This is a genomic window from Pseudalkalibacillus sp. R45, assembly GCF_052246725.1.
Classification (GTDB): Bacteria; Bacillota; Bacilli; order Bacillales; family Fictibacillaceae; genus Pseudalkalibacillus.
This window is the reverse complement of record NZ_JBQQCL010000001.1, coordinates 496797-516473: the sequence shown is the minus strand read 5'-3', so window position 1 is coordinate 516473 and position 19677 is coordinate 496797. Positions and strand designations below refer to the sequence as shown.

The 19677-nt window shown below is 44.3% G+C and carries 17 protein-coding genes; 14 read left to right on the top strand and 3 right to left on the bottom strand.

Features of this window, described 5'->3' with window-relative positions:
* The first annotated feature begins 71 nt into the window (after window positions 1-71).
* The 5 genes from ACTWQL_RS02605 (at window position 72) to ACTWQL_RS02585 (ending at window position 5770) form a co-directional block, all read left to right on the top strand.
* Window positions 72-710 (top strand): YesL family protein, encoded by a 639-nt coding sequence (locus ACTWQL_RS02605; protein ID WP_443140868.1) that lies wholly within the window; start codon window positions 72-74, stop codon window positions 708-710.
* A gap of 64 nt (window positions 711-774) precedes the next feature.
* Window positions 775-3186: a beta-galactosidase gene (locus tag ACTWQL_RS02600; protein WP_443140867.1), complete on the top strand. Its 2412-nt coding sequence runs from the start codon at window positions 775-777 to the stop codon at window positions 3184-3186.
* A gap of 303 nt (window positions 3187-3489) precedes the next feature.
* On the top strand, window positions 3490-3654 hold the full coding sequence (locus tag ACTWQL_RS02595) for a hypothetical protein (RefSeq protein ID WP_443140866.1): 165 nt from the start codon (window positions 3490-3492) through the stop codon (window positions 3652-3654).
* A gap of 194 nt (window positions 3655-3848) precedes the next feature.
* On the top strand, window positions 3849-4622 hold the full coding sequence (locus tag ACTWQL_RS02590; RefSeq protein ID WP_443140865.1) for a sugar phosphate isomerase/epimerase family protein: 774 nt from the start codon (window positions 3849-3851) through the stop codon (window positions 4620-4622).
* 23 nt (window positions 4623-4645) lie between these two features.
* On the top strand, window positions 4646-5770 hold the full coding sequence (locus tag ACTWQL_RS02585) for a Gfo/Idh/MocA family protein (RefSeq protein ID WP_443140864.1): 1125 nt from the start codon (window positions 4646-4648) through the stop codon (window positions 5768-5770).
* Window positions 5771-5867: 97 nt separating this feature from the next.
* Here ACTWQL_RS02585 and ACTWQL_RS02580 read toward each other — a convergent pair whose 3' ends face one another.
* The gene (locus ACTWQL_RS02580) at window positions 5868-6623 is read right to left on the bottom strand and encodes a helix-turn-helix domain-containing protein (RefSeq protein ID WP_443140863.1); all 756 of its coding nucleotides are present in this window, start codon (window positions 6621-6623) and stop codon (window positions 5868-5870) included.
* Window positions 6624-6849: 226 nt separating this feature from the next.
* On the opposite strand from ACTWQL_RS02580, the gene ACTWQL_RS02575 reads away from it, so the two are divergent.
* From ACTWQL_RS02575 to ACTWQL_RS02555, 5 genes are all read left to right on the top strand, one after another.
* Window positions 6850-8316, top strand: a complete 1467-nt coding sequence (locus ACTWQL_RS02575; protein ID WP_443140862.1) for a sulfatase family protein — start codon at window positions 6850-6852, stop codon at window positions 8314-8316.
* 15 nt (window positions 8317-8331) lie between these two features.
* Entirely contained in the window at window positions 8332-9615 is a 1284-nt protein-coding gene (locus ACTWQL_RS02570; protein ID WP_443140861.1) for a hypothetical protein, read from the top strand.
* Between the two features lie 290 nt (window positions 9616-9905).
* Window positions 9906-10685: an endonuclease/exonuclease/phosphatase family protein gene (locus ACTWQL_RS02565; RefSeq protein ID WP_443141451.1), complete on the top strand. Its 780-nt coding sequence runs from the start codon at window positions 9906-9908 to the stop codon at window positions 10683-10685.
* 82 nt (window positions 10686-10767) lie between these two features.
* On the top strand, window positions 10768-11673 hold the full coding sequence (locus tag ACTWQL_RS02560) for a formylglycine-generating enzyme family protein (RefSeq protein ID WP_443141450.1): 906 nt from the start codon (window positions 10768-10770) through the stop codon (window positions 11671-11673).
* Window positions 11674-11685: 12 nt separating this feature from the next.
* Window positions 11686-12786 carry a Gfo/Idh/MocA family protein gene (locus ACTWQL_RS02555; RefSeq protein WP_443140860.1) on the top strand — a complete coding sequence of 367 codons (1101 nt, stop codon included), beginning with the start codon at window positions 11686-11688 and terminating at the stop codon, window positions 12784-12786.
* Between the two features lie 157 nt (window positions 12787-12943).
* Here ACTWQL_RS02555 and ACTWQL_RS02550 read toward each other — a convergent pair whose 3' ends face one another.
* Complete coding sequence (locus ACTWQL_RS02550) at window positions 12944-13690, bottom strand: MerR family transcriptional regulator (protein WP_443140859.1); 747 nt, start codon at window positions 13688-13690, stop codon at window positions 12944-12946.
* A gap of 354 nt (window positions 13691-14044) precedes the next feature.
* Complete coding sequence (locus ACTWQL_RS02545) at window positions 14045-16450, bottom strand: M14 family metallopeptidase (protein ID WP_443140858.1); 2406 nt, start codon at window positions 16448-16450, stop codon at window positions 14045-14047.
* A 461-nt stretch (window positions 16451-16911) separates the two neighbouring features.
* Here ACTWQL_RS02545 and ACTWQL_RS02540 point away from each other — a divergent pair, with 461 nt between their 5' ends.
* The 4 genes from ACTWQL_RS02540 to ACTWQL_RS02525 all read left to right on the top strand — a co-directional run bounded on the left by ACTWQL_RS02540 (window position 16912) and on the right by ACTWQL_RS02525 (window position 19674).
* Window positions 16912-17490 (top strand): bifunctional transcriptional activator/DNA repair enzyme AdaA, encoded by a 579-nt coding sequence (locus tag ACTWQL_RS02540; RefSeq protein WP_443140857.1) that lies wholly within the window; start codon window positions 16912-16914, stop codon window positions 17488-17490.
* 2 nt (window positions 17491-17492) lie between these two features.
* Entirely contained in the window at window positions 17493-18041 is a 549-nt protein-coding gene (locus ACTWQL_RS02535; RefSeq protein WP_443140856.1) for a methylated-DNA--[protein]-cysteine S-methyltransferase, read from the top strand.
* The gene (locus tag ACTWQL_RS02530; protein ID WP_443141449.1) at window positions 18022-18939 is read left to right on the top strand and encodes a DNA-3-methyladenine glycosylase family protein; all 918 of its coding nucleotides are present in this window, start codon (window positions 18022-18024) and stop codon (window positions 18937-18939) included. The genes ACTWQL_RS02535 and ACTWQL_RS02530 overlap by 20 nt, the downstream gene beginning before the upstream one ends.
* Before the next feature lie 78 nt (window positions 18940-19017).
* Window positions 19018-19674, top strand: coding sequence for a hypothetical protein (locus ACTWQL_RS02525; protein ID WP_443140855.1), 657 nt, complete (start codon window positions 19018-19020; stop codon window positions 19672-19674).
* The last annotated feature ends 3 nt before the right edge of the window (window positions 19675-19677 follow it).

The window sequence follows — 19677 nt, the reverse complement described above, 5'->3', positions numbered from 1 at the left end:
GATGCCGGGCATCAGCGAATTTCGCAAAAATCACAGAGCTAGCTAAAAACAATAATGGAGCGGATTGACTTATGAAAGGTACAGGTTTCAAGGGGAAGTTATTTGTCTTATTTGAATGGATCACCAGAATCGCTTATGTGAACGTATTGTGGATCGGTTTTTCCTTACTTGGTGTGATGTTGTTCGGTCTTTTCCCGGCAACATCTGCCATGTTTACGGTAATTCGGCGCTGGGTGCGCGGAGAAGATGACTTTTCCGTATTCCGATTGTTTTGGAGTACGTATAAAAGTGACTTCGGCAAGTCCAATGCGTTCGGATGGATTATGGCTGGGCTGGGGATTGTATTGTATTTGGATTACCTGTTCTTCTCATCTTCAGGCTCTACACTCTTTTTTCTTTTGAAATCATTCACAATCATGCTTTTATTCGTGTATGTCCTGATTCTTGCGTTGATTTTCCCTGTATTCGTCCATTACAAATTAACCCTTTTCCACCTGTTCCGAAATACGATATTCATCGCCATGCTACATCCTTTTAAGAGTTTAGTAGCAATTTTGGGGGTATTATTCATTAGTTTCATCATGTTCCTTATACCGACCCTGATTCCCTTTTTCGGTGGAAGTGTGGTTGCGCTATATGTGACATGGATTGCCCAAAAGATGCTTTTGAAAATTGATGAAAAGCAACAGGAAGGTTTGAAAAATGGATAGCAAGTAAGCAGTTTTCTGAAAGCAAATAGCTAATAAAATCAAGTGAAAACAGGAGGGAAGCAATATGATCGAAATCAAAAACAAGCAAATTCTTATAGATGGTGAACCTCAAATCCTGATGTGCGGTGAAATTCATTATTACCGCTTGAATCCAGAGGAATGGCAGGATCGACTTGATAAGTTGAAAACGTCTGGCTGTAATGCGGTTGCTTCGTATGTCCCCTGGCTTTGTCATGAACCAGTCGAAGGCGAGGTTGATCTCGAAGGGAAATCACGCCCTGAACTTGACCTGACAGGGTTCATCGATTTATGCGCAGAGAATGATCTTTACTTTTTTGTCCGACCGGGGCCGTTTATCATGGCGGAAATGAAAAATGAAGGAATTCCTTACTGGGTAATAGAGAAACACCCTGAAATCGTTCCGATCACCTGGGATGGAAAAATGGTATCGGCCAAGACACTTGATTATCTTGCGCCATCCTTTTTAGAAGAAACCCGCAAATGGTATGGAGCGGTTATGGACGTCATTGCACCTCGGTTGCATACAAATGGCGGAAACATCATCGGGGTCCAGCTCGACAATGAAATCGGAATGCTTTCATGGGTCAGCAACAGTCCGGACCTCACCGATCATGTGCTAGATGACTTTTCAAACTGGCTGCATGAACGGTATCAGCCTGAAGAGTTGAAAAACCGATATCCGTTTGAAATGGATAATGAGGTGATCCGGAATGATTCGATCCGTTCACCGAAGGAAGACTATACGCCTTCTCTTCATCATGATCTTGGCTATTATATGAGATACCGTTTTGCCAAATATGTTGCAATACTTCGCACTTATGCAGAAGAATTCGGTGTAAAAGATGTGCCGTTTGTCATCAATATCCATGGTACAGGCGGCGGACGTGCTTTGACCTACCCGATCGGAATCAGCCAACTCTATGAATCTTATACACAAGCACCAGGTTACATTTCTGGTTCAGATATCTATTTCGGGGATTTGGATATGAGTACGTTCCAGGACCTTTATCTGATCAATGGTTTCATGGATGCTGTCCACAATCCGGACCAACCTTTGACATCGGTGGAGTTCAATTGCGGAGATGGGAACTTCGGAGAGACGCTGAGCAGCAGGTACGATCCATCATCAGCAGATTTCAAGGTGCGGATGTGCATCGCGCAAGGGAACCGTATGATCAACTATTATCTGTTCACGGGTGGACGGAACTACCGTCTTGACCAGAAATATGATGATGGTAATGATAGGATCGCTCATACTGGAGAAAGACATGGTTTCGCGGCCCCTGTCAGTCCTGAAGGGGAGTTGAATTATACGTTTCCAAGGATGGCTCGAGCAACAAAGACCATGATGGCAGTCGCGGATAAGCTTGCGGTTATGGAAGAGGAACATGATGATGTTTCTTTTGCCTTCATTCCGGATTATTTCATGACAGAATCACGTTATCCTGAGAGCGAAAAGATGAAGGAGATGTACCAGAGCATTGAAGCCAATCGTGCTCCTGCCGCATGGGAGAACATGGCGCGTGCAATGCTTCTGACCGGTTATCGGTTCGGTTCTGTCGACGTTCAAAATAAACCGATTGATCCAGAAACAACACCAGTTTTAGTCCTTGCATCTGCCCTTTATATGGATGAGGGAGTCCAGCAAAAACTTGCAGATTATCTGAACAACGGTGGGAGCCTTCTTCTTTACGGACAAGTACCAACGTATGATTTAGAAGCAGAACCGTGTACAATCCTTGCTGATGCCCTTGGTGTGCAACCGACTGGTGTTCGACGGGCGTCGCAACACTATGCACTCTCTATCTATGGTGATGATTGGGCTGGTTCCCGACCTGAAATCAGAACACACATCGCACAAGTATTTGATACTGGCGAAGCTGTCCCACTGATCCGTGTGTATGGATCGGATGAAGTGTGTGGTTTTGAAACCAGTGTTGGAGAGGGTCGGGCAATTGTGATCGGTACAGTGTACAACTGTAACCTCGGTTTTTATAAAGAAGCGTTGGAAAGATTGGGTGTGAAGGCTGCCCTTCAACATGACTGCAAGTATCATGGAATATTCATGACCTCCACGGCAACGAAGGAAGGTGAGCGGTTCATCCATATTTTGAACCTGGATGGTTTTGAAAAAGAACTGCACATTTATGAGAACGGTACCAAGCTATTTGATGGCCGTCTGTTGGAGCTGCAAAGTAAAGACGGAGTGATGCTGCCGGTAAATGTTTCCTTCGGCGATGTGAAAGTCCTCTACGCAACAGCAGAAATTAAAAATGTGGCTGAGGATCAAATCGACTTCCGTCTTACACAAAGTGAAGATATCATCGCTTTTGAAACGGATCGAAAAATTGCAGAAAGTAATGATTACGTTGTGGAGATGAATGGAAATGTAACGTATGTTGTTTCAAAAAAACATGCAAAAGTCGATGATCACCTAACAGTACGCTTCACATAAAAAATTTATTATTGTGTAAAAAAACTCCACATTAAATCAACGAGAAGCAGAGACATCAGAAAGGCTTATTGGTGTGCTCTGCTTTTTTTTGTACTAAAAAATATGAAATACATTTTTAAGCAAGGCTGTATCGTAAACTTTGTTGCTCTTGAAAGTCGTTGATTTCCGCTTCAGGTGCTCGCTTTCCGCGGGGCGTGCGGTGAGCCCATTCGTCACCTTGCGACCTCAGGAGTCTCCTTTTCAAGGAAGCATTTGTGCTCCTGCGTCTACAAGAAAGTCCTGTCGAAGCGACTTCCTCGTCGCATGCCTTGCGAGGAGATTATTCAGGTAGTAGGCATGCTGATCCCGCAGGACAAGGAAAGCTCCGGCAGCGTTACATCGCACGAAGAAAATGAGATTTTCATTTTCGAGGAGTCTCGCACCTTGCTCTCCAATCAACTTGCACAAGGTGGTTCATTACCAAAATGACCCAAAAGCAACAATCCTTAAGAAAAGAGCCATAAGTATAAACAGCTGGAGTTCAGCCGTTTTGAAAAGTTTGGATTTCTCCCAGGTTTTCTTTAAGGAGGTGTTGGAAGCGTGTAGGAATAGGAATCATAAAGGGATATACCACGTCGTTTTTTAGAAGAGTTAAATGAATAAGAGAATCGGAGGATATGTGAATGAATATCTCAATTGCATCGTTCGCTTTTCATGGACTGTTACAAGAAGGGAAAATGGATGTGTTCGGCTATTTGGAAAGTGTAAAGTACCGCTATCACTTGAATAAAGCTGATATTTGGAATGGCATGCTGTTCAACACTGAAGAAGATTACTTGAAGAAAGTGCGGGAAGCGATGGATGAAAAAGGGCTGACCCTTGCCAACTTATGTGTGGATGGCGCCCATCTATGGGAGGAAGACCCGGGAAAAAGAGAGCACAACTATCAAAACGCCTTGAAGAATCTGCGTGCAGCTGAAATCCTTGGGGCGGAAACGGTACGAATTGATATGGGTGGACACGACATCGACATGAGTGAGGAACAATTCGAGTATACAGTCGATCGCTATAAAGAATATGCTTCAAGAGCAAAAGAAGGAGGTTATAAAGTCGGTCCTGAAAACCATTGGGGCACCTCAAGAGTTCCATCCAATATCAAGAAAGTGTATGACGCTGTGAATGACCCGGCATTCGGCATCCTGCTCCATTTTGACAATTGGGATGTGGATAAAGAAAATGGCGATCGGCTGTGTGCACCTTATGCGTTCCATACACATATGGCGGCGTGGACGATCCCTCAGTGTGATGAGAAGATCGATATTTTGTTTGATTCAGGGTATGAAGGTTGTCTTGGCGTGGAACACCATTCCGGCGCAAATGAGTATATAGAAGTGGAGTGGCAGCTAGCTACTGTCAGACGAGCACTGAAACATAGATCGCCAGTCCTATCACTTTAAAGGGTTTAGAGAGGAGAATCCATATGGAAACGATCAAAGTCGGTATTATCGGAGTTGGAATCATAGGAAAACAACATTTGGAGTTTTATTCGAAAATCCCTGGAGCTGAGGTCATTGCTGCTGCAGATATCAATGAGAGTGAGCTGGATCGCGTCGCTGATAAATACAACATCGTGCACAAGTATACTGATTTTCATAAAATGCTTGAGCGGGATGATCTGGATGCGGTGGATGTATGTCTTCATAATAACTATCATGCCCCTGTCACGATGGAAGCGTTACAGGCGGGCAAACATGTCTATTGTGAAAAGCCGATCGCCGGAACATATCTTGATGGAAGTGATATGATCCAAATGGCTCAACAATACGGGAAAAAGCTTCATATCCAACTGAGTAATCTTTATATGAGAGAAACGAAAGCAGCCAAAGTGCTCATTGAAGAGGGGAAGCTCGGTAAAATCTTCCATGCACGTTCAGCTGGCTATAGAAGGAGAGGCAGACCATTCGTAGATGGCTTTGGAACAGAGTTCTTTACGAGAAAAGAAACCGCAGGCGGCGGGGCATTGTTTGATATGGGAGTTTATCATATATCCGAGCTCCTGTACTTGATGGATATGCCAGAGGTGTCTACAATTACCGGGAAAATTTATCAGGAGATGGATATGGATCCAAAGAGAAAAGAAATCAGTAGATTCGATACTGAGGAAGTGGCAACAGGCTATGTCAGGTTTAAGGATGGGGCTTCACTTGATATTCTGGAGAGCTGGGCGATCCATCTGAATGAATTCGATGGAAGCAGCATTGTCGGTTCTAAGGGAGGAATCAGAATACGCGGGGTTCATAATGGAAAAAGGACGCCGTTAAGTTACCACACTACGATGTGTGATTTAGATGTGGACACTGTTTTTCCAGGAGACCAATCTGATTACCGATGGCATCAATTAAGGGAAAACACAGACGCTTATGATTCTTCACAACATCACTGGATTGCAGCCCTTCAAGGCCGTGTGGATCTTCTTCCAACAGCACAGATTGCCCTGGATACTATGTTGATCAGTGAGGGCATCTATTTATCGGACCATCTTGGAAGAGAAGTGACGGCTGATGAAGTGCGTAACCTATCAAAGTCGAGTGTAGTAACTGTTTGATAGCAGGTGAACATTATTACGGACAATGACCACTCATTTTCGTGCTCAAGTTGTCGTATAACGTATCGAGTGGTCGTATGACACCCATTTACCTCCATCATCGTTTCATTCTTGATGGTGCGGTTCCCATCCATTTTTTAAACATCCGATTGAAATAAGATTGGTCGCAGTATCCGAGATATTCAGCGACCTCTCTTATTGTCATATTGGTATCTGTCATCAAATTCCATGCTGTGTTGATGCGGATCTGATGTAAATACTGAATGGGTGTTACACCGATGACTTCTTTGAACAATATGGTGACGTAATTTGGTGTGACATCCACAATTGACGCCAACTCTTCGATTGTAATGTTCCGACGGAAGTTATACAGGATGTGATCCTGCATTTTCCTTACGATCTGTTCTTTGACTGGTGAAGCATTCCGTTCTGATTTTTCTTGCGAAACCAGTAATAAAAGTTCAGCTATGACATGATAGGATAGCTGCTCGTAAAAGTTCTTCTGCCCGAGCCATTGTACGAACAGAAAGGCAAATCTCTGTTCATAATAGGCTGAATTTCTCGGTTTAAACCTTAGCAATTGATTTCGTTCAGTAAAAATCGCTTGAAAAGAATCCTGCCATGAAAAAACAGCAGTATATTTTTTATGGGATTCGTCCGGATGGTTCATCCAAGCACGATACTGTTTGGATGGAACATACAGAAACTCGCCCTTTTCCAAGTCCAACTGCTTATTGTCGATAAAGTAACGGACTTTGCCTTCCGTTACATAAACCAGAGTATTCAACCCCCGTGATTTTTTGGTTGTCCAAGTCGGTTCCATATCATGATAAACACCATAGATCTTCATCATCTACACTCCTGATAAATAAATTTATGAATTATACAACTATTTAAATTTTGTTTATGTTCAGTCAGAAACTTATCCCTTATTATATACAAAAGGGAGAGGCTATGAAACATCAAAGGCTATATAGGTTAGAGTTGGTATGTTTTATTCCAGGTCTCTTCAATTAAAAAAACTATATTCTATGAAATGTACAAATCTTACCATTAAAGTAAAGAAAGGAAGATTCATCATGCGTATACTCTACATTGATATCGATTCACTGCGTCCTGACCATTTGGGGTGCTACGGTTACCATCGGAACACGTCACCAAATATTGATAGCATTGCTGAAAGAGGTACAAGTTTCACCAACTATTATGCATCGGATGCTCCATGTGCCCCTTGCCGAAATGCTATGTTCAAATCCCGGTTCGGCATCCATACAGGTGCGGTGAACCATGGCGGGCTTGAAGCAGATAACCGTCCAATCGGTGCAGGTCGTGAATTCAACTACCATCGTTCTCCTTATCAGGCATGGGTTGATGTCATGCGATTCCAGGGACATCATACCGCTATGATCAGTCCTTTTCCTAGCCGACATGCAAACTGGGATGTTGTCGAAGGATTCCTTGAAATGATCGATACTGGAAAACATGCTGGAGAAACGGCAGGGGAAGTTTCAGATGAAGCATTGAGATGGATCAAGGGAAGAGGCACGGAAAAAGAAGACTGGTTGTTGTATCTCAATTTCTGGGATCCGCATACGCCATACCGAACTCCGGAATCTTATGGAAACCCTTTCAAAAATGATCCAGCTCCAGAATGGTTGACAGACGAAATCATTGCCCAGCATCAGGAGAGTTTTGGACCGATGAGTGCACGTAATGTGCCAGCAGGAAATCAATGGCCAGATCTCCCGCACGAAATCCATAACCGGGAAGACTTCAAGAGGTGGATTGACGGATATGACACAGCAATCCGCTATGTTGACGACCATGTCGGCATGATACTCAATACGCTGGAAGAGGAAGGCTTACTTGAAGATACGATGATCATCATTTCGGCTGACCATGGTGAAAATCAAGGGGAATTGAACATATATGGTGATCACCAGACAGCCGATCATATTACAAGTCGGATTCCATTGATCATGGCAGGTCCGCAAATACGTCAAGGAAAAGTTGATGAAGATTTCCACTATCAAGTCGATTTAGGGCCGACATTAGTGGAGATGGCTGGTGGTGAGCCTCGCGGAAAATGGGATGGGACAAGCTTTCTTCCCGCAGTTACGGAAGGACGCTCGGCTGGGAGACCTTATCTTGTCGTCAGTCAGGCCGCTTGGAGCTGTCAGCGTTCCGTCCGTTTCGATAACTGGATGTTGATCCGTACGTATCATGACGGGTTGAAGGATTTCCCTGATTTGATGCTTTTCGATATTGAAAATGACCCCCACGAAACCACGAACCTAGTAGATGAACGCCCTGAAATCGTTGGACAAGGATTGAGACTGCTGGATGAGTGGGTGGCAGAGCAAATGGTTACTGCTGATTATCCGACCGATCCGATGTGGAATGTCATTCATGAGGGTGGACCGTACCATACCAGAGGTGAATTGCCGAAACACGTGAATAAGCTTCGGGAAGAGGAACGCCATGAAGCAGCGGATCGACTGGAAAGCCGTCATGAAAAATTTCAAAGCATTTACAATAAAGCTTAGGAAGGGGTAATGAACGTGAGCAATGTAACGGATTATTATAAGGACTTACCCGAAAATGTGAAAAGCTTTTTCGATCGCCAATATAAAGATTCTTATGCTTTGCTGGACGCTTCCCGGAATCCTCGTACCGGCCTGTATGCCGATGCGTATATGACGTTTGGCGAAAATCCTGACTTCAGATGTTCGATTGCTGCAACTGGCGTTGGCCTGATTGGTCTCTGTGTTGCAGATCTGGAGGGCTGGGATTTAGAAGCTGCTGAAAAGGTTCTTGTCACATTGCGGTGTGTGATGGGAGAAATCGAGGGATGTCAACCTGCACGTGATGACCAAACAGGGTTTTACGCCCACTTTGTCGATATGGAAACAGGTGAAAACCTCAATTCCGAAATATCAACGATTGATACGTCCTTATTGGTAGCAGGGGCCCTTTTTGCGGGGCATCACTTTAAGGAAACTGCACCGGAAATCAATGAAATGGCGACACGTCTGTTGAAACAGATTGACTGGCGTGTTGTTGTTGCGGATAAAGAAAACGGAGTCATCAACATGATTGTAAAGGACGCCGAAGGAATCGCTCCATTACCTGCCTTTAACGAGTATGCGCTGGTTGCGTATCTCGCCTTGTTGGGGCAGCCGGAAAATGAAGAGATCCAAACGTTGTGGCATGGAAATTTTTCAGAGCCGAAATTAAATGACCTCCCACAAGTCCAATATCGGGATATTCCTGTCTTGACGGATAACGATAAAAACGCCTTCTTATCCTCATTCGTCCATCAATTTCCGTATTACCTCGTTCCGGAATACGGAAAGAGCAAGGTATATCAAAACTTCTTCACAAATGCGTGCCAGGCGGATCGATTTAAATGGAAAGAGCATGAGGATGTACCGTCCTATGTTTGGGGATATGGCGCTGGACCGAATGATGGCCTGCATGGCGGGTATCATGCGGATAAAATCAACAACGCACCAGGTGACATCGCTTCGGCTTATATTGTAGCAGGATTCTTGCCGGTTTATCCTGCAGGAATCCATGACCTTTACGCGTTGTATCGCCTCCATATTCCTTACGATGTGTATACGAATCCAGAGGATCAAGAGGATGAAGAAAAGTTCCGCCAGTCTTATCATTTCGGATTACATCGCTATTCCTGGTGGCATCTTGAACAAAAAGATCGGTGGTACCCGACCAAAATCACCTTGATCGATTGGAGTTCGATGTTATATGGATTGACTGCATTCAAACGCGGGATGCCATTCTTCACCGAAAGACTGCCGGAAACGAACGCAGTGCTCAAGTAAAGGAAACAGTATGGATAAAAGGATCAGCTATTCAGTTGATCCTTTTATCCCTTTGTTCAATAATTGTAAAAATCACTCCTTTCCGCTAATTCTGGGTTGATTTTGAGCAATCCGGGGTGATCTTGAGCAATTCTGGTGTGATCTTGAGCAATTTCAGTGTGAACTTGTTCGAGATGATCTTGAACAATCCTGGTGTGAACTTGAGCAAAACCGAGGTGATCTTGAACAATTCCGATGTAACCTTAACACATCAGGCTCTTATTAAGAAAGGATGAACCAACGTGAACGTAATGACATTCAATTTAAGGGTTGATATTCCGGAAGATGGAAAGAATTCGTGGGCTCATCGAAGTAAGAAAGCTGCTGCGATGATCAACAAGCATCGACCGCTAGTAGTGGGTACCCAGGAAGGTCTCCTCCGAATGATTGAAGATATAGAAGCTGAGCTGGCCGACTATCGATGGATCGGACAGGGAAGACGCGGGGGCATGTCCGATGAATTTTGTGCGATCCTTTATGACCACAATGAATTGGAAGTCCTTGAATCAGGCCAATTCTGGTTGTCAGAGAAACCGGATGTCCCGAACAGTATCAGCTGGGAAAGTGATTTTCCAAGGGTTTGCACCTGGGGACATTTCAGGTCCAAAAAAGAACCTTACAACGAATTCATCCATTACAACACGCATCTCGATCATATTAGCCAGCCGGCGAGAGAACATGGCATCCAGTTGATCTCGAAAAGACTGGACGAACATTATCGAAAAAAGAAACTGCCTGTGATATTGACTGGCGATTTTAACAGCGAGCCACATGATCCTGTCATCCGGTTTTTACGAGGGGATTTCTCGCTTTTAGGAACTACGGCAAATTTGAACGACGCTTTTTCGCAAATGGACGTCAATCCTGGTTGTACATTCCACAATTTTAAAGGTGGCAGGGAAGGGGCACCGATCGATTATATTTTTACTACACCTGAAGTCCAGGTTTTGAATACAGAAATCGACCGGAGTCGAGTAGACGGTGCTTACCCTTCAGATCACTATCCTGTCATCTCCACATTAAAATGGTAAAATTCAGTAACAAGCATTGGGATTGGGAGGAGAAAAAATGAAGAATTGTTGTGCACCACGAAGAAACCAAGACCAACAAAACATGGAAACCACTACTGGAACAGTAGAAAAGAACCAGTCACACACCAAGGAAGGAATGGTTTTGCTTGACGGTGGAACTTTCATCATGGGAACAGACAGCCTCAAGGGATTTCCGAAAGATGGAGAAGGGCCGGTAAGAAATGTTGAGTTAAAACCTTTTTATATCGACCAATATTCGGTAACGAACAGACAATTCAAAGCGTTCATAGAGCAGACAGGTTATGTGACAGAAGCGGAAAAATTCGGATGGTCTTTCGTCTTCCATCATTTCGTATCTGAGAAAGTGTGGGCGCAAAAGCCGCAAAGAGTCCCGAACATCCCCTGGTGGGTTGCCGTTGAAGGAGCTTATTGGAATCAACCGGAAGGTCCAGGCTCGACGATCGAATATCGTATGGATCACCCGGTCATTCATGTCTCCTGGAATGATGCCCATGCGTTTTGTGAATGGGCTGGAAAGAGACTACCTACAGAAGCGGAATGGGAATATGCAGCACGTGGCAGTCTTGAACAAAAACTCTATGCCTGGGGCGATGAATTGATTGTTGACGGAAAGCATCAGTGCAACATATGGCAAGGCGATTTTCCAAATAAAAATACAGCAAGGGACGGGTATATAGGAACGGCACCAGTCGATGCGTATAACCCGAATGGATTCGGTCTTTACAACGTATGTGGAAATGTATGGGAGTGGTGTGCCGACTGGTTCAGTCCGCGCTACCACTGGGAAAGTTCAAACACAAATCCAACCGGACCTCATGCAGGGCAAGTGAAATCGATGAGAGGCGGTTCCTATCTTTGTCACAAATCGTATTGCAATCGTTATCGAGTTGCCGCGAGAAGTTCGAACTCTCCAGATAGCTCAACAGGGAATATCGGCTTTCGATGTGTTGCTGATGTGGATCACTAAGGAGGTTTTATCATGCAAAAAAGTGATGGAATGAATTACGCACCTGAAGGGAAAAGCAAGCCTGTCGTCAGTGAAGGTGAGTTCAATATTGCAGCCATGGCTCTAGATCATGGACACGTTTATGGCATGTGTAATGGATTGTCAGAAGCGGGCGCAACGTTGAAGTGGGTGTATGACCCCGATCCTGAAAAAGTAAAAGACTTCTGTAACGCATTTCCTCAAGTCAAAGTGGCAGCATCTGAGGATGAGATCTTGAATGACTCGTCTATTAAACTGGTCGCAGGAGCTGCTATACCTTCACGAAGATGTGAATTGGGCTTGAAGGTGATGGACCATGGAAAGCATTATTTTACGGATAAAACGCCATTCACGACCCTGGAACAATTGGAAGCAGCGAAGAAAAAAACAGAAGAGACAGGGCTCATCTGGGCGGTCTATTACAGCGAACGGCTCCATGTTGAAAGTGCTGTTTTTGCGGGTCAGCTCATTGACCAGGGTGCGATCGGTAAAGTAGTGCAAGTTCAGGGGGCAGGTCCGCATAGGATCAGTGTAGATAGCAGGCCGGACTGGTTTTTCAAAAAAGAGATGTACGGTGGAATCTTATGTGATATCGGCAGTCACCAAATTGAACAATTCCTGTACTATGCTGGCGCAAAGGATGCAAAAGTCGTTCACAGTAAAGTAGGGAACTACAAACATGAGGAATATCCTGAACTTGAGGATTTTGGTGATGCTTCCCTGATCGCTGATACTGGCGCGACCAACTATTTTAGGGTCGACTGGCTGACACCTGATGGCCTCCGTACATGGGGAGACGGTCGTACGCTCATCCTTGGAACTGATGGGTATATCGAGCTCCGGAAATATATCGATATCGCTCGTGATGAGCAAGGGGATCACCTTTATTTAGTAAACCATGAAGGGGAGAAGCATTTCTCCTTGAGCGGTCAGGTCGGATTTCCGTACTTCGGTGAACTGATTTTGGATTGCATAAATGGGACAGAAAACGCGATGGAACAATCCCATACATTCAAGGCAGCGGAATTATGCCTGATTGCACAACGGGATGCAATCCGAATCGGGAATGAAGGCACGAAGGCTGCTTTGAAATGATACTGATAGTAGAGTCCAAGGAAAAGAGCATCCTCTTTTAAAAAGAATGCTCTTTTTTTCGTACTTAAAGAAAGTATAAAATACTTTCTTCAGTATAAGCGCAACCAAGGCTCACCCTGCGCTAAAGCTTGGGTTTGCCCAAGTTTTCTTTATTGGATCAATCTTTGTTTTTGTCGGCATAGACGGCCATGGCATCGCACATGAATTGTGCCAATCCGTCACCGAATTGATCGATGTTTTTTGTGAACCGTTCATCATCGACATACATTTGCCCTAAGCCTTTGAAAGCGTCGAGTGAGTAGTGATGACCGAAATTTCTGTTCAAGAAAACATACCATTCTTTGATTGCTGCTTGTGCTTCATCTGATTCGGGTGGAGTGTCTCGAAGATCAGCAAGGTTACGGTAGATGGCGTTCGTTTTTTCACCCAGCGCCTTCTGTTCCTCTTCCGTCATGTTCCCCAATTTAGCGTTCGATTTGTCGACTGCCTCATCTCCCCAGCGTTCGCGAGCTTCTTTTTCATACGGATTCTTGCTGAAGTCGAATCCTTCGAATTTCTCTTTATTCGTCATCGAAATCGCTCCTTTCGTGTGTTCAATCGTTTTATCGATCGTCGAAATCATCGTGTCGATCCTGTTTCGTTTCTCTACTAACATTTTACGGTGGAGTTCTAACGCTTCTTTCTGATCGAAGGAAGGACTGTTGATGATTTCCTTGATTTTTTTCAAAGGGAAGCTGAGCTCTTTAAAAAACAAAATCTGTTGCAAGGTGGCAAGGTTATCATCGGAGTAAAGACGATACCCTGATTGGGATGTCTTTTCAGGTTTCAATAATCCGATTTCATCATAATGATGCAGTGTGCGCACACTGATGCCGACTAAGTCAGCTACTTCTTTTACCTTCATTGCTTCATGTAACCTCCCTTCAATGACTACTTTAAAGTATAACGTAACGTGAGAGTCAATAAGAAAATGGAAAAATATTTAAACTTATTTTGTTATGTCCTAAATAGACCAAATTCTCTCTGATGGGGCATGGTTTTTGAAATTAGAGGACATCTGTTCCGCTATGCGGGTAAAAATGAGCTGTTTTTCCATGGTTTCTGCAAAATAAAGTCTCTGGTGTCCACTAATTTTATTTATAAGAAAAACCTGAGAGGAGAAAAAGCATCTCCACTCAGGTCCTTTTTTAATCCGCGGGAACCGACAAATGGAAAACGAGGCCACCGTTTAAAAACGGCAGCCTCGAAACTTACAAACTTATTTGATTGTGATTTTCGCTTTGTTATAGTTGTTTCCGTTACCGTCTGGGTTATAATGTTTCTCCACGTTTCCAGCGGCATCCATCGCAAACCAGTGGATGGTCGTCGTTTCTTCGATCATCAGTGTTTCAGCGCCTTCCCGTGTGTCTTTGATCTGGATTTTATCAGATTCAAATGTAGGCTTTGAGCCGTCCAGTGTGTAGTAGATGGTCGCTGGTTCACTTGAATCGAAGGAAACTTCTACAGGTTCATCATAGGTTCCTTTACCAGGCGTCGCTTTGGATTTTGGCGGCTTCTTATCTTTTGCATATTGGTAGGCGACATCAAACAGTCCGTTCATCCCGTTTGCGAATTCCATCGCTTCAGCATGCCCTTCTTCAAAAGGAGGTTGGAAGCCGACAGATTGCCAGCGGCCTTGTTCTTCGTTCCAGATATCAGCCCCGACTTCGAAGTCCCACGCATAGATGCCATAATCGTACCAAAGGGCATCTGCAGAGTTACCTGCTGCCGAGTATAGGACATCCGGAATCGGACCGGTGCGGCTTGGGAGGATGACCGTACCTCTGTAATCCCTAATTTCATCAAGGATGGTTTCAGATGCCTGCCAGAAATAGGCTTCCTCGCCGGCGGTCGGACGCGGTAATGTTTCGCGGTTTTCCGTATAAGCGCCGGGTGGCCACATGAAATAACCACCATAACTATGGATGTTCATCGCAAATTTGATATTTGGATTTTGCTCGGCCAGCCAAATGAGATTTTGCGCTTCCGGCTCTGAGACTTCTTCAGGTCCCGCATAGACAGCACTTGTACAATTGGTTGAGGCACCGATATAGCCGTCATGAACAGAACCTACAGAATGGTTCCGATTCAGGTCGACACCCCAGTAGTCCTGCGCTAGAGGATCGGAAAAATCCGTGTCCACACAATGGTTGGTCATATTCTTCCGCTGCCAGTTGTAGTCGTACATGCTAAAATGTGCGCCATCCGGATTGACGGTCGGCACAATGAAAATATCGAGATTATCAACATATTTACGTGTTTCTGGATCATGCGCGTAGTTTCGTAATAGACGTTCTGCGGTTTCAATGGATACAAGAGGCGTGACCCATTCACGGGCGTGTTCCTGTGAATAAGCGAAGACGCCGGTTTTCGATCCGTCACGATGTTTTCCGATCCGGAGGGCTTTTACGGTAAATGGATCTCGAGAAATCGAATCTGGCGCATCGAGATTGTCATCCAGTTGGACGGATGATTCAGGTGTGACGATTCCATCACCTTCAGCACCTCGGAACGTATCAGCACTAACGAGTTCATTCGCCTCCTGGTTCAAGAGGGTGATGACATCTGAAGCGGTGCTCGATACATTTCCATTTTCATCGGTTGCTAATGAGACAACAATTTCCTGTCCGTCTATGTGAAGCGATAACTCCGCTTGTTCTTCCTCAGGTTTTTCCAGGGAGATGCTTATGTCATTTCCGCCTTCATGCCCCCAGTCATTCGAGGTTACGACGACAGAGTCATTCGTATTATCCCCAAGGAGTGCTTGTGCTTTTCTGCGATATCCGTTTGACTGGTTCGGCAGCTCGATCACTTCAGCCAGTTCCGGGAACTCTTCTGCCAGGCTTTCGATCCGTTCAGTAATTTCAGTCGAGTCCATGTAGTGGTCGACGAAATCGCTGACATAGTGAGGCTTATCCGGGTCTGGTTTATCTTCTCCCAACCATTCGCTGATAGTTGCGGTGGAAGTCCCGCCTTGATTGCTTTCAATTTTGATTTGATGAGGGATTTCTTCAATCGGGAGCAGCAACTGGTGATAAAGGTATTCACCATAGTCCTCGACACGTCGAAGAGTTGCCTCTCCGCCAGAGCCGATTTCTGTCCCTTTACCAGCATCCCATGTGGCAGTAAGTGCGACGTTACTTGCCGCACCAGCACTTGTTTTTGCTTCAACATATAAGAATGTACCTGAGTAATTTTCAAAGAAATTGGCACGTAAAATAGTGATGGAATCCTCTGAGGAAGTTGCTTGATCAAGCTTCTTCACCTGGGATTTTCTTTCTGCAATCCGTTGTTCAGCCTCGGCTTTTGTATAGACGGTTTCGAACTCGAAGCCTTGATTACGGATTTTTTTCAATTCGGATGGCGTTACAATCGCATCGACGTCATAAGTACCGTCCTCATGCTGATGGACATGTTCAGTAAGATCAAACCCAGCTTCTACGAGTTTGTCCAGTTCCGTCCGATCTTTGACATGGATGGATACAAGTGCAGCCTTTTCTTCAAAACTCTTTAGTGGCTGGGAAGTAGTGGCGATCGTCGTGTTGGAGTTGAAAAATGGGGTCGCGATCAACAAAATGGACAGGGTGACGAGTACAACGATTAAAGAACGCTTTTTCATAGTCATTCGTATGATAGACACCTCCAAATAGTTTAGAAGTTTACGATTTGCACTCCTTTCTTTCGTGTTACGAAATAGTTTAAATGGAATGCACTGAAATCTTTGTCAAAAAATGCGTATGGCTGAAGGGCTGATGATAGGAAAATTTGAAGTTAAGTGGGTATTGCGGAGGAAATAAATCGGTTGATAGGATGAAAAGGTTGAAAATAATGTCGAAAAGAAAAGGGTTACCTCGAAGTTTGAAGTAATTTTAGGAGAATGGTAGTGGGCGGTTAAAGGTTTTTGAATGAAGGTAAACTTCGGATCATGGCCAACTTCGGACAGGATAAGGTGCAAAAAGCGAGAGACTGTCCGAATCCGATCTAACTTCTGATTCCTCCTTGTCGATTTTTTGCTGTCCTATTCTGGAAGTGTTATCAGGAGCGAGCGGGTGGTTTATAATTAAGTAAGAAAGGGAGGGAGTATGGATGGACTCAGAAACAATCTTCAAATCGGTTTATGAAACAATCTTAAAGCGTGATACCCGATATGACGGCCGATATTATGTCGGCATCGTCACGACTGGAATCTTTTGCAGACCGTCTTGTCGTTCAAGGACACCGAAACCGGAAAACGTCAGGGTTTTTAAAAGTATAGAAGAAGCACAAGAGGCAGGGTTCCGCGCTTGTAAACGATGCCGCCCTGAAAACCCGGGTAAACATGGTCCTGATGCTGAAATCGTCCAAAGGGTGAATACGATGATTGAGAAAAATTTTGCCCAAAACCTGACGCTGGAACGTATGGCCTCAGAGCTTTTGATGAGTCCATACCATCTCCAACGGGTTTTCAAACGGATGACAGGAAACACTCCTTCAAAGATGCTCCTCCAGAAAAGGATGGAGAAAGCAAAAAGCTTACTGACAGATCAAAACAGCTCTATCTCAGAGATTGCAAAACATGTAGGGTACAGCAGCGTTTCGCACTTCTCATCAGCTTTTAAAAAGATGACAGGTTGTACACCGATTCAATATAGATCTGGAAATCAACAATCTAATAGGAGGGGATAAGGATGACTACTGTTTATTGGAGTGCTTTTGAACATCCGACGTTCCAAAACGAGCAGCTTTTTCTTGCTGCTACCGATAAAGGACTGTGTAAAATCACCTGGCCGTCAGAGAATTTTGAAACGATGACAACATGGGTGGAAAGACAGGTTCCTTATGCCGTAATCATTGAGGATGAGGACGTCATTTCACCATTTGCCAACCAATTAAACGAATATCTGGATGGAGAACGAAAAGAATTCGATATACCGCTCGATTTCAGAGGGACAGCTTTTCAAACCTCTGTATGGCACCAATTGACACAGATCCCGTATGGCCAAATTCGCAGCTATTCAGAGATTGCCGAGGCTTTGGAAAATCCAAAGGCAGTCCGGGCGGTTGGTACAGCAAACGGCGCGAATCCGATTCCGATCATCGCTCCTTGTCACCGGGTGATCGGAAAAAATGCAGCTTTGACAGGTTTCAGAGGCGGCCTGCAGATCAAAGAAAGATTGCTTCGACTGGAGAGGTTTCATGACTACACGCAACAAGGACATGCGCGCTTCCAATTTTGATCAAGAGTTGGAGCAAATTACGATTCAGCCTCCACGCGAATTCAGTTTTGCAGAAACATTGCATTATCTGAGAAGATCACCTGCGGAATGCATGCATCTGGTTGAGGATGAGAAAGTGTATAAGCTGCTTCAATTCGAAGGAAAAACAATGATCATTGAAATCAGTGAAAACGAAGACGGTACCATTCGGGTTGATTTTGTGAAGGATGCACCTGACTCAGCAATAGCCTATCAGCATGTTGCAGATTATATAGAAGAATGGTTCGACCTTAGAACGAATCTGAAACCCTATTATGAAATGGCTGAAAGGGATCGGTTATTAAGAGACCTGGCACATGCGTTTCATGGTCTCCGGGTGATCGGTGTCCCTGATTTATTCGAAGCGCTTTGCTGGTCAGTGATTGGGCAACAGGTCAACCTTCCGTTTGCTTATACGGTAAAAAGACGGTTTGTTGAAGCTTACGGAAAGAGCGTGGAGTGGAATGGGCGTTTGTTTTGGCAATTTCCTGATCCAAAAACAATTACTTCTGTTTCAGTTGAAGAGTTGAAAAAACTGCAGTTCACTGGAAGAAAAGCGGAATACATCATTGGAATCGCAGAGCTAATTGCCAATGGTTATTTTAGCAAGCAATCGCTTTTAGAGGATTTTCAACAAGCAGAAAAGACCTTGATGGCTATTCGCGGTATCGGTCCCTGGTCGGCTCATTACGTCATGATGCGCTGTCTGCGTGATCCATCTGCTTTTCCGATTGGAGATGCCGGATTGCAGAATGCTTTGAAAAAACGTCTTGGAAGACAAACGAAGCCTGCACCTGAAGAAATCCGGGAACTTTTTTCACGTTGGGAAAACTGGGAAGCATATGCCGTTTTTTATCTATGGAGAAGTTTATCCAATTAGAAATTGACCATTGCCAAAGCCTGTGTTGTTAAGTAGCATAGGGTTAATGGAAAAAAACAGCAAATGGGGGATAGGCGGATGGTCGATTTCATTTCGGAATATAAATGGCTATTTTTCATAGTTGGTGAGATCATATTTTGGAGTAGTGTCATCGGATTCTTACTCGTCCGATACATATTCAATTTGGAGAAGCTGAGCAAATACTTGATTGTGATCTGGTTAGTCAGTGATTTATGGCTATTGACGATCGGTATCATCGATTATAGGAATACTGGCGAGTTCGATACATTCCAGGTTGTCATTACGGCTTTCCTGATCTATGCGTTGACATTCGGAAAGAGTGATTTCAAAAAGCTGGATCGTTTTATTAAGAGGACAATCAAAAAACTGAAAGGCGAACCGCTGGAGCCAGAAGATTTCAGTGAGAAACGGTACGGGATGAAGCATGCGTTCCATCAGTTGAAAGGCATTGTTATACATGTCTTATTATATGCATCTGTCATTTTCATTCTTTCTTTGACTATGCCGTTCAGGGATTTCAGTACATTATTCAATTCTGAGGGAACAGGAGATATAATTGAGGAACTTGTGAAAAATGGATTATTCGAACATCCCGCTGCCGCACAAGTGACCGGGATCTGGACATTGGTTGTTCTTATCGATATCCTCATTACATTATCTTATTTCATATTCCCGAAAACCGAAAAGAAAAAGCAGAAGAGCAGCTGGTTCTAACAG

Excerpts from the sequence above, each read along its gene's own strand:
- ACTWQL_RS02605 (WP_443140868.1), top strand. The coding sequence starts at position 72 with ATGAAAGGTACAGGTTTCAAGGGGAAGTTATTTGTCTTATTTGAATGG.
- ACTWQL_RS02600 (WP_443140867.1), top strand. The coding sequence starts at position 775 with ATGATCGAAATCAAAAACAAGCAAATTCTTATAGATGGTGAACCTCAA.
- ACTWQL_RS02595 (WP_443140866.1), top strand. The coding sequence starts at position 3,490 with ATGCCTTGCGAGGAGATTATTCAGGTAGTAGGCATGCTGATCCCGCAG.
- ACTWQL_RS02590 (WP_443140865.1), top strand. The coding sequence starts at position 3,849 with ATGAATATCTCAATTGCATCGTTCGCTTTTCATGGACTGTTACAAGAA.
- ACTWQL_RS02585 (WP_443140864.1), top strand. The coding sequence starts at position 4,646 with ATGGAAACGATCAAAGTCGGTATTATCGGAGTTGGAATCATAGGAAAA.
- ACTWQL_RS02580 (WP_443140863.1), bottom strand. The coding sequence starts at position 6,623 with ATGATGAAGATCTATGGTGTTTATCATGATATGGAACCGACTTGGACA.
- ACTWQL_RS02575 (WP_443140862.1), top strand. The coding sequence starts at position 6,850 with ATGCGTATACTCTACATTGATATCGATTCACTGCGTCCTGACCATTTG.
- ACTWQL_RS02565 (WP_443141451.1), top strand. The coding sequence starts at position 9,906 with ATGACATTCAATTTAAGGGTTGATATTCCGGAAGATGGAAAGAATTCG.
- ACTWQL_RS02560 (WP_443141450.1), top strand. The coding sequence starts at position 10,768 with ATGGAAACCACTACTGGAACAGTAGAAAAGAACCAGTCACACACCAAG.
- ACTWQL_RS02555 (WP_443140860.1), top strand. The coding sequence starts at position 11,686 with ATGCAAAAAAGTGATGGAATGAATTACGCACCTGAAGGGAAAAGCAAG.
- ACTWQL_RS02550 (WP_443140859.1), bottom strand. The coding sequence starts at position 13,690 with ATGAAGGTAAAAGAAGTAGCTGACTTAGTCGGCATCAGTGTGCGCACA.
- ACTWQL_RS02545 (WP_443140858.1), bottom strand. The coding sequence starts at position 16,450 with ATGACTATGAAAAAGCGTTCTTTAATCGTTGTACTCGTCACCCTGTCC.
- ACTWQL_RS02540 (WP_443140857.1), top strand. The coding sequence starts at position 16,912 with ATGGACTCAGAAACAATCTTCAAATCGGTTTATGAAACAATCTTAAAG.
- ACTWQL_RS02535 (WP_443140856.1), top strand. The coding sequence starts at position 17,493 with ATGACTACTGTTTATTGGAGTGCTTTTGAACATCCGACGTTCCAAAAC.
- ACTWQL_RS02530 (WP_443141449.1), top strand. The coding sequence starts at position 18,022 with ATGCGCGCTTCCAATTTTGATCAAGAGTTGGAGCAAATTACGATTCAG.
- ACTWQL_RS02525 (WP_443140855.1), top strand. The coding sequence starts at position 19,018 with ATGGTCGATTTCATTTCGGAATATAAATGGCTATTTTTCATAGTTGGT.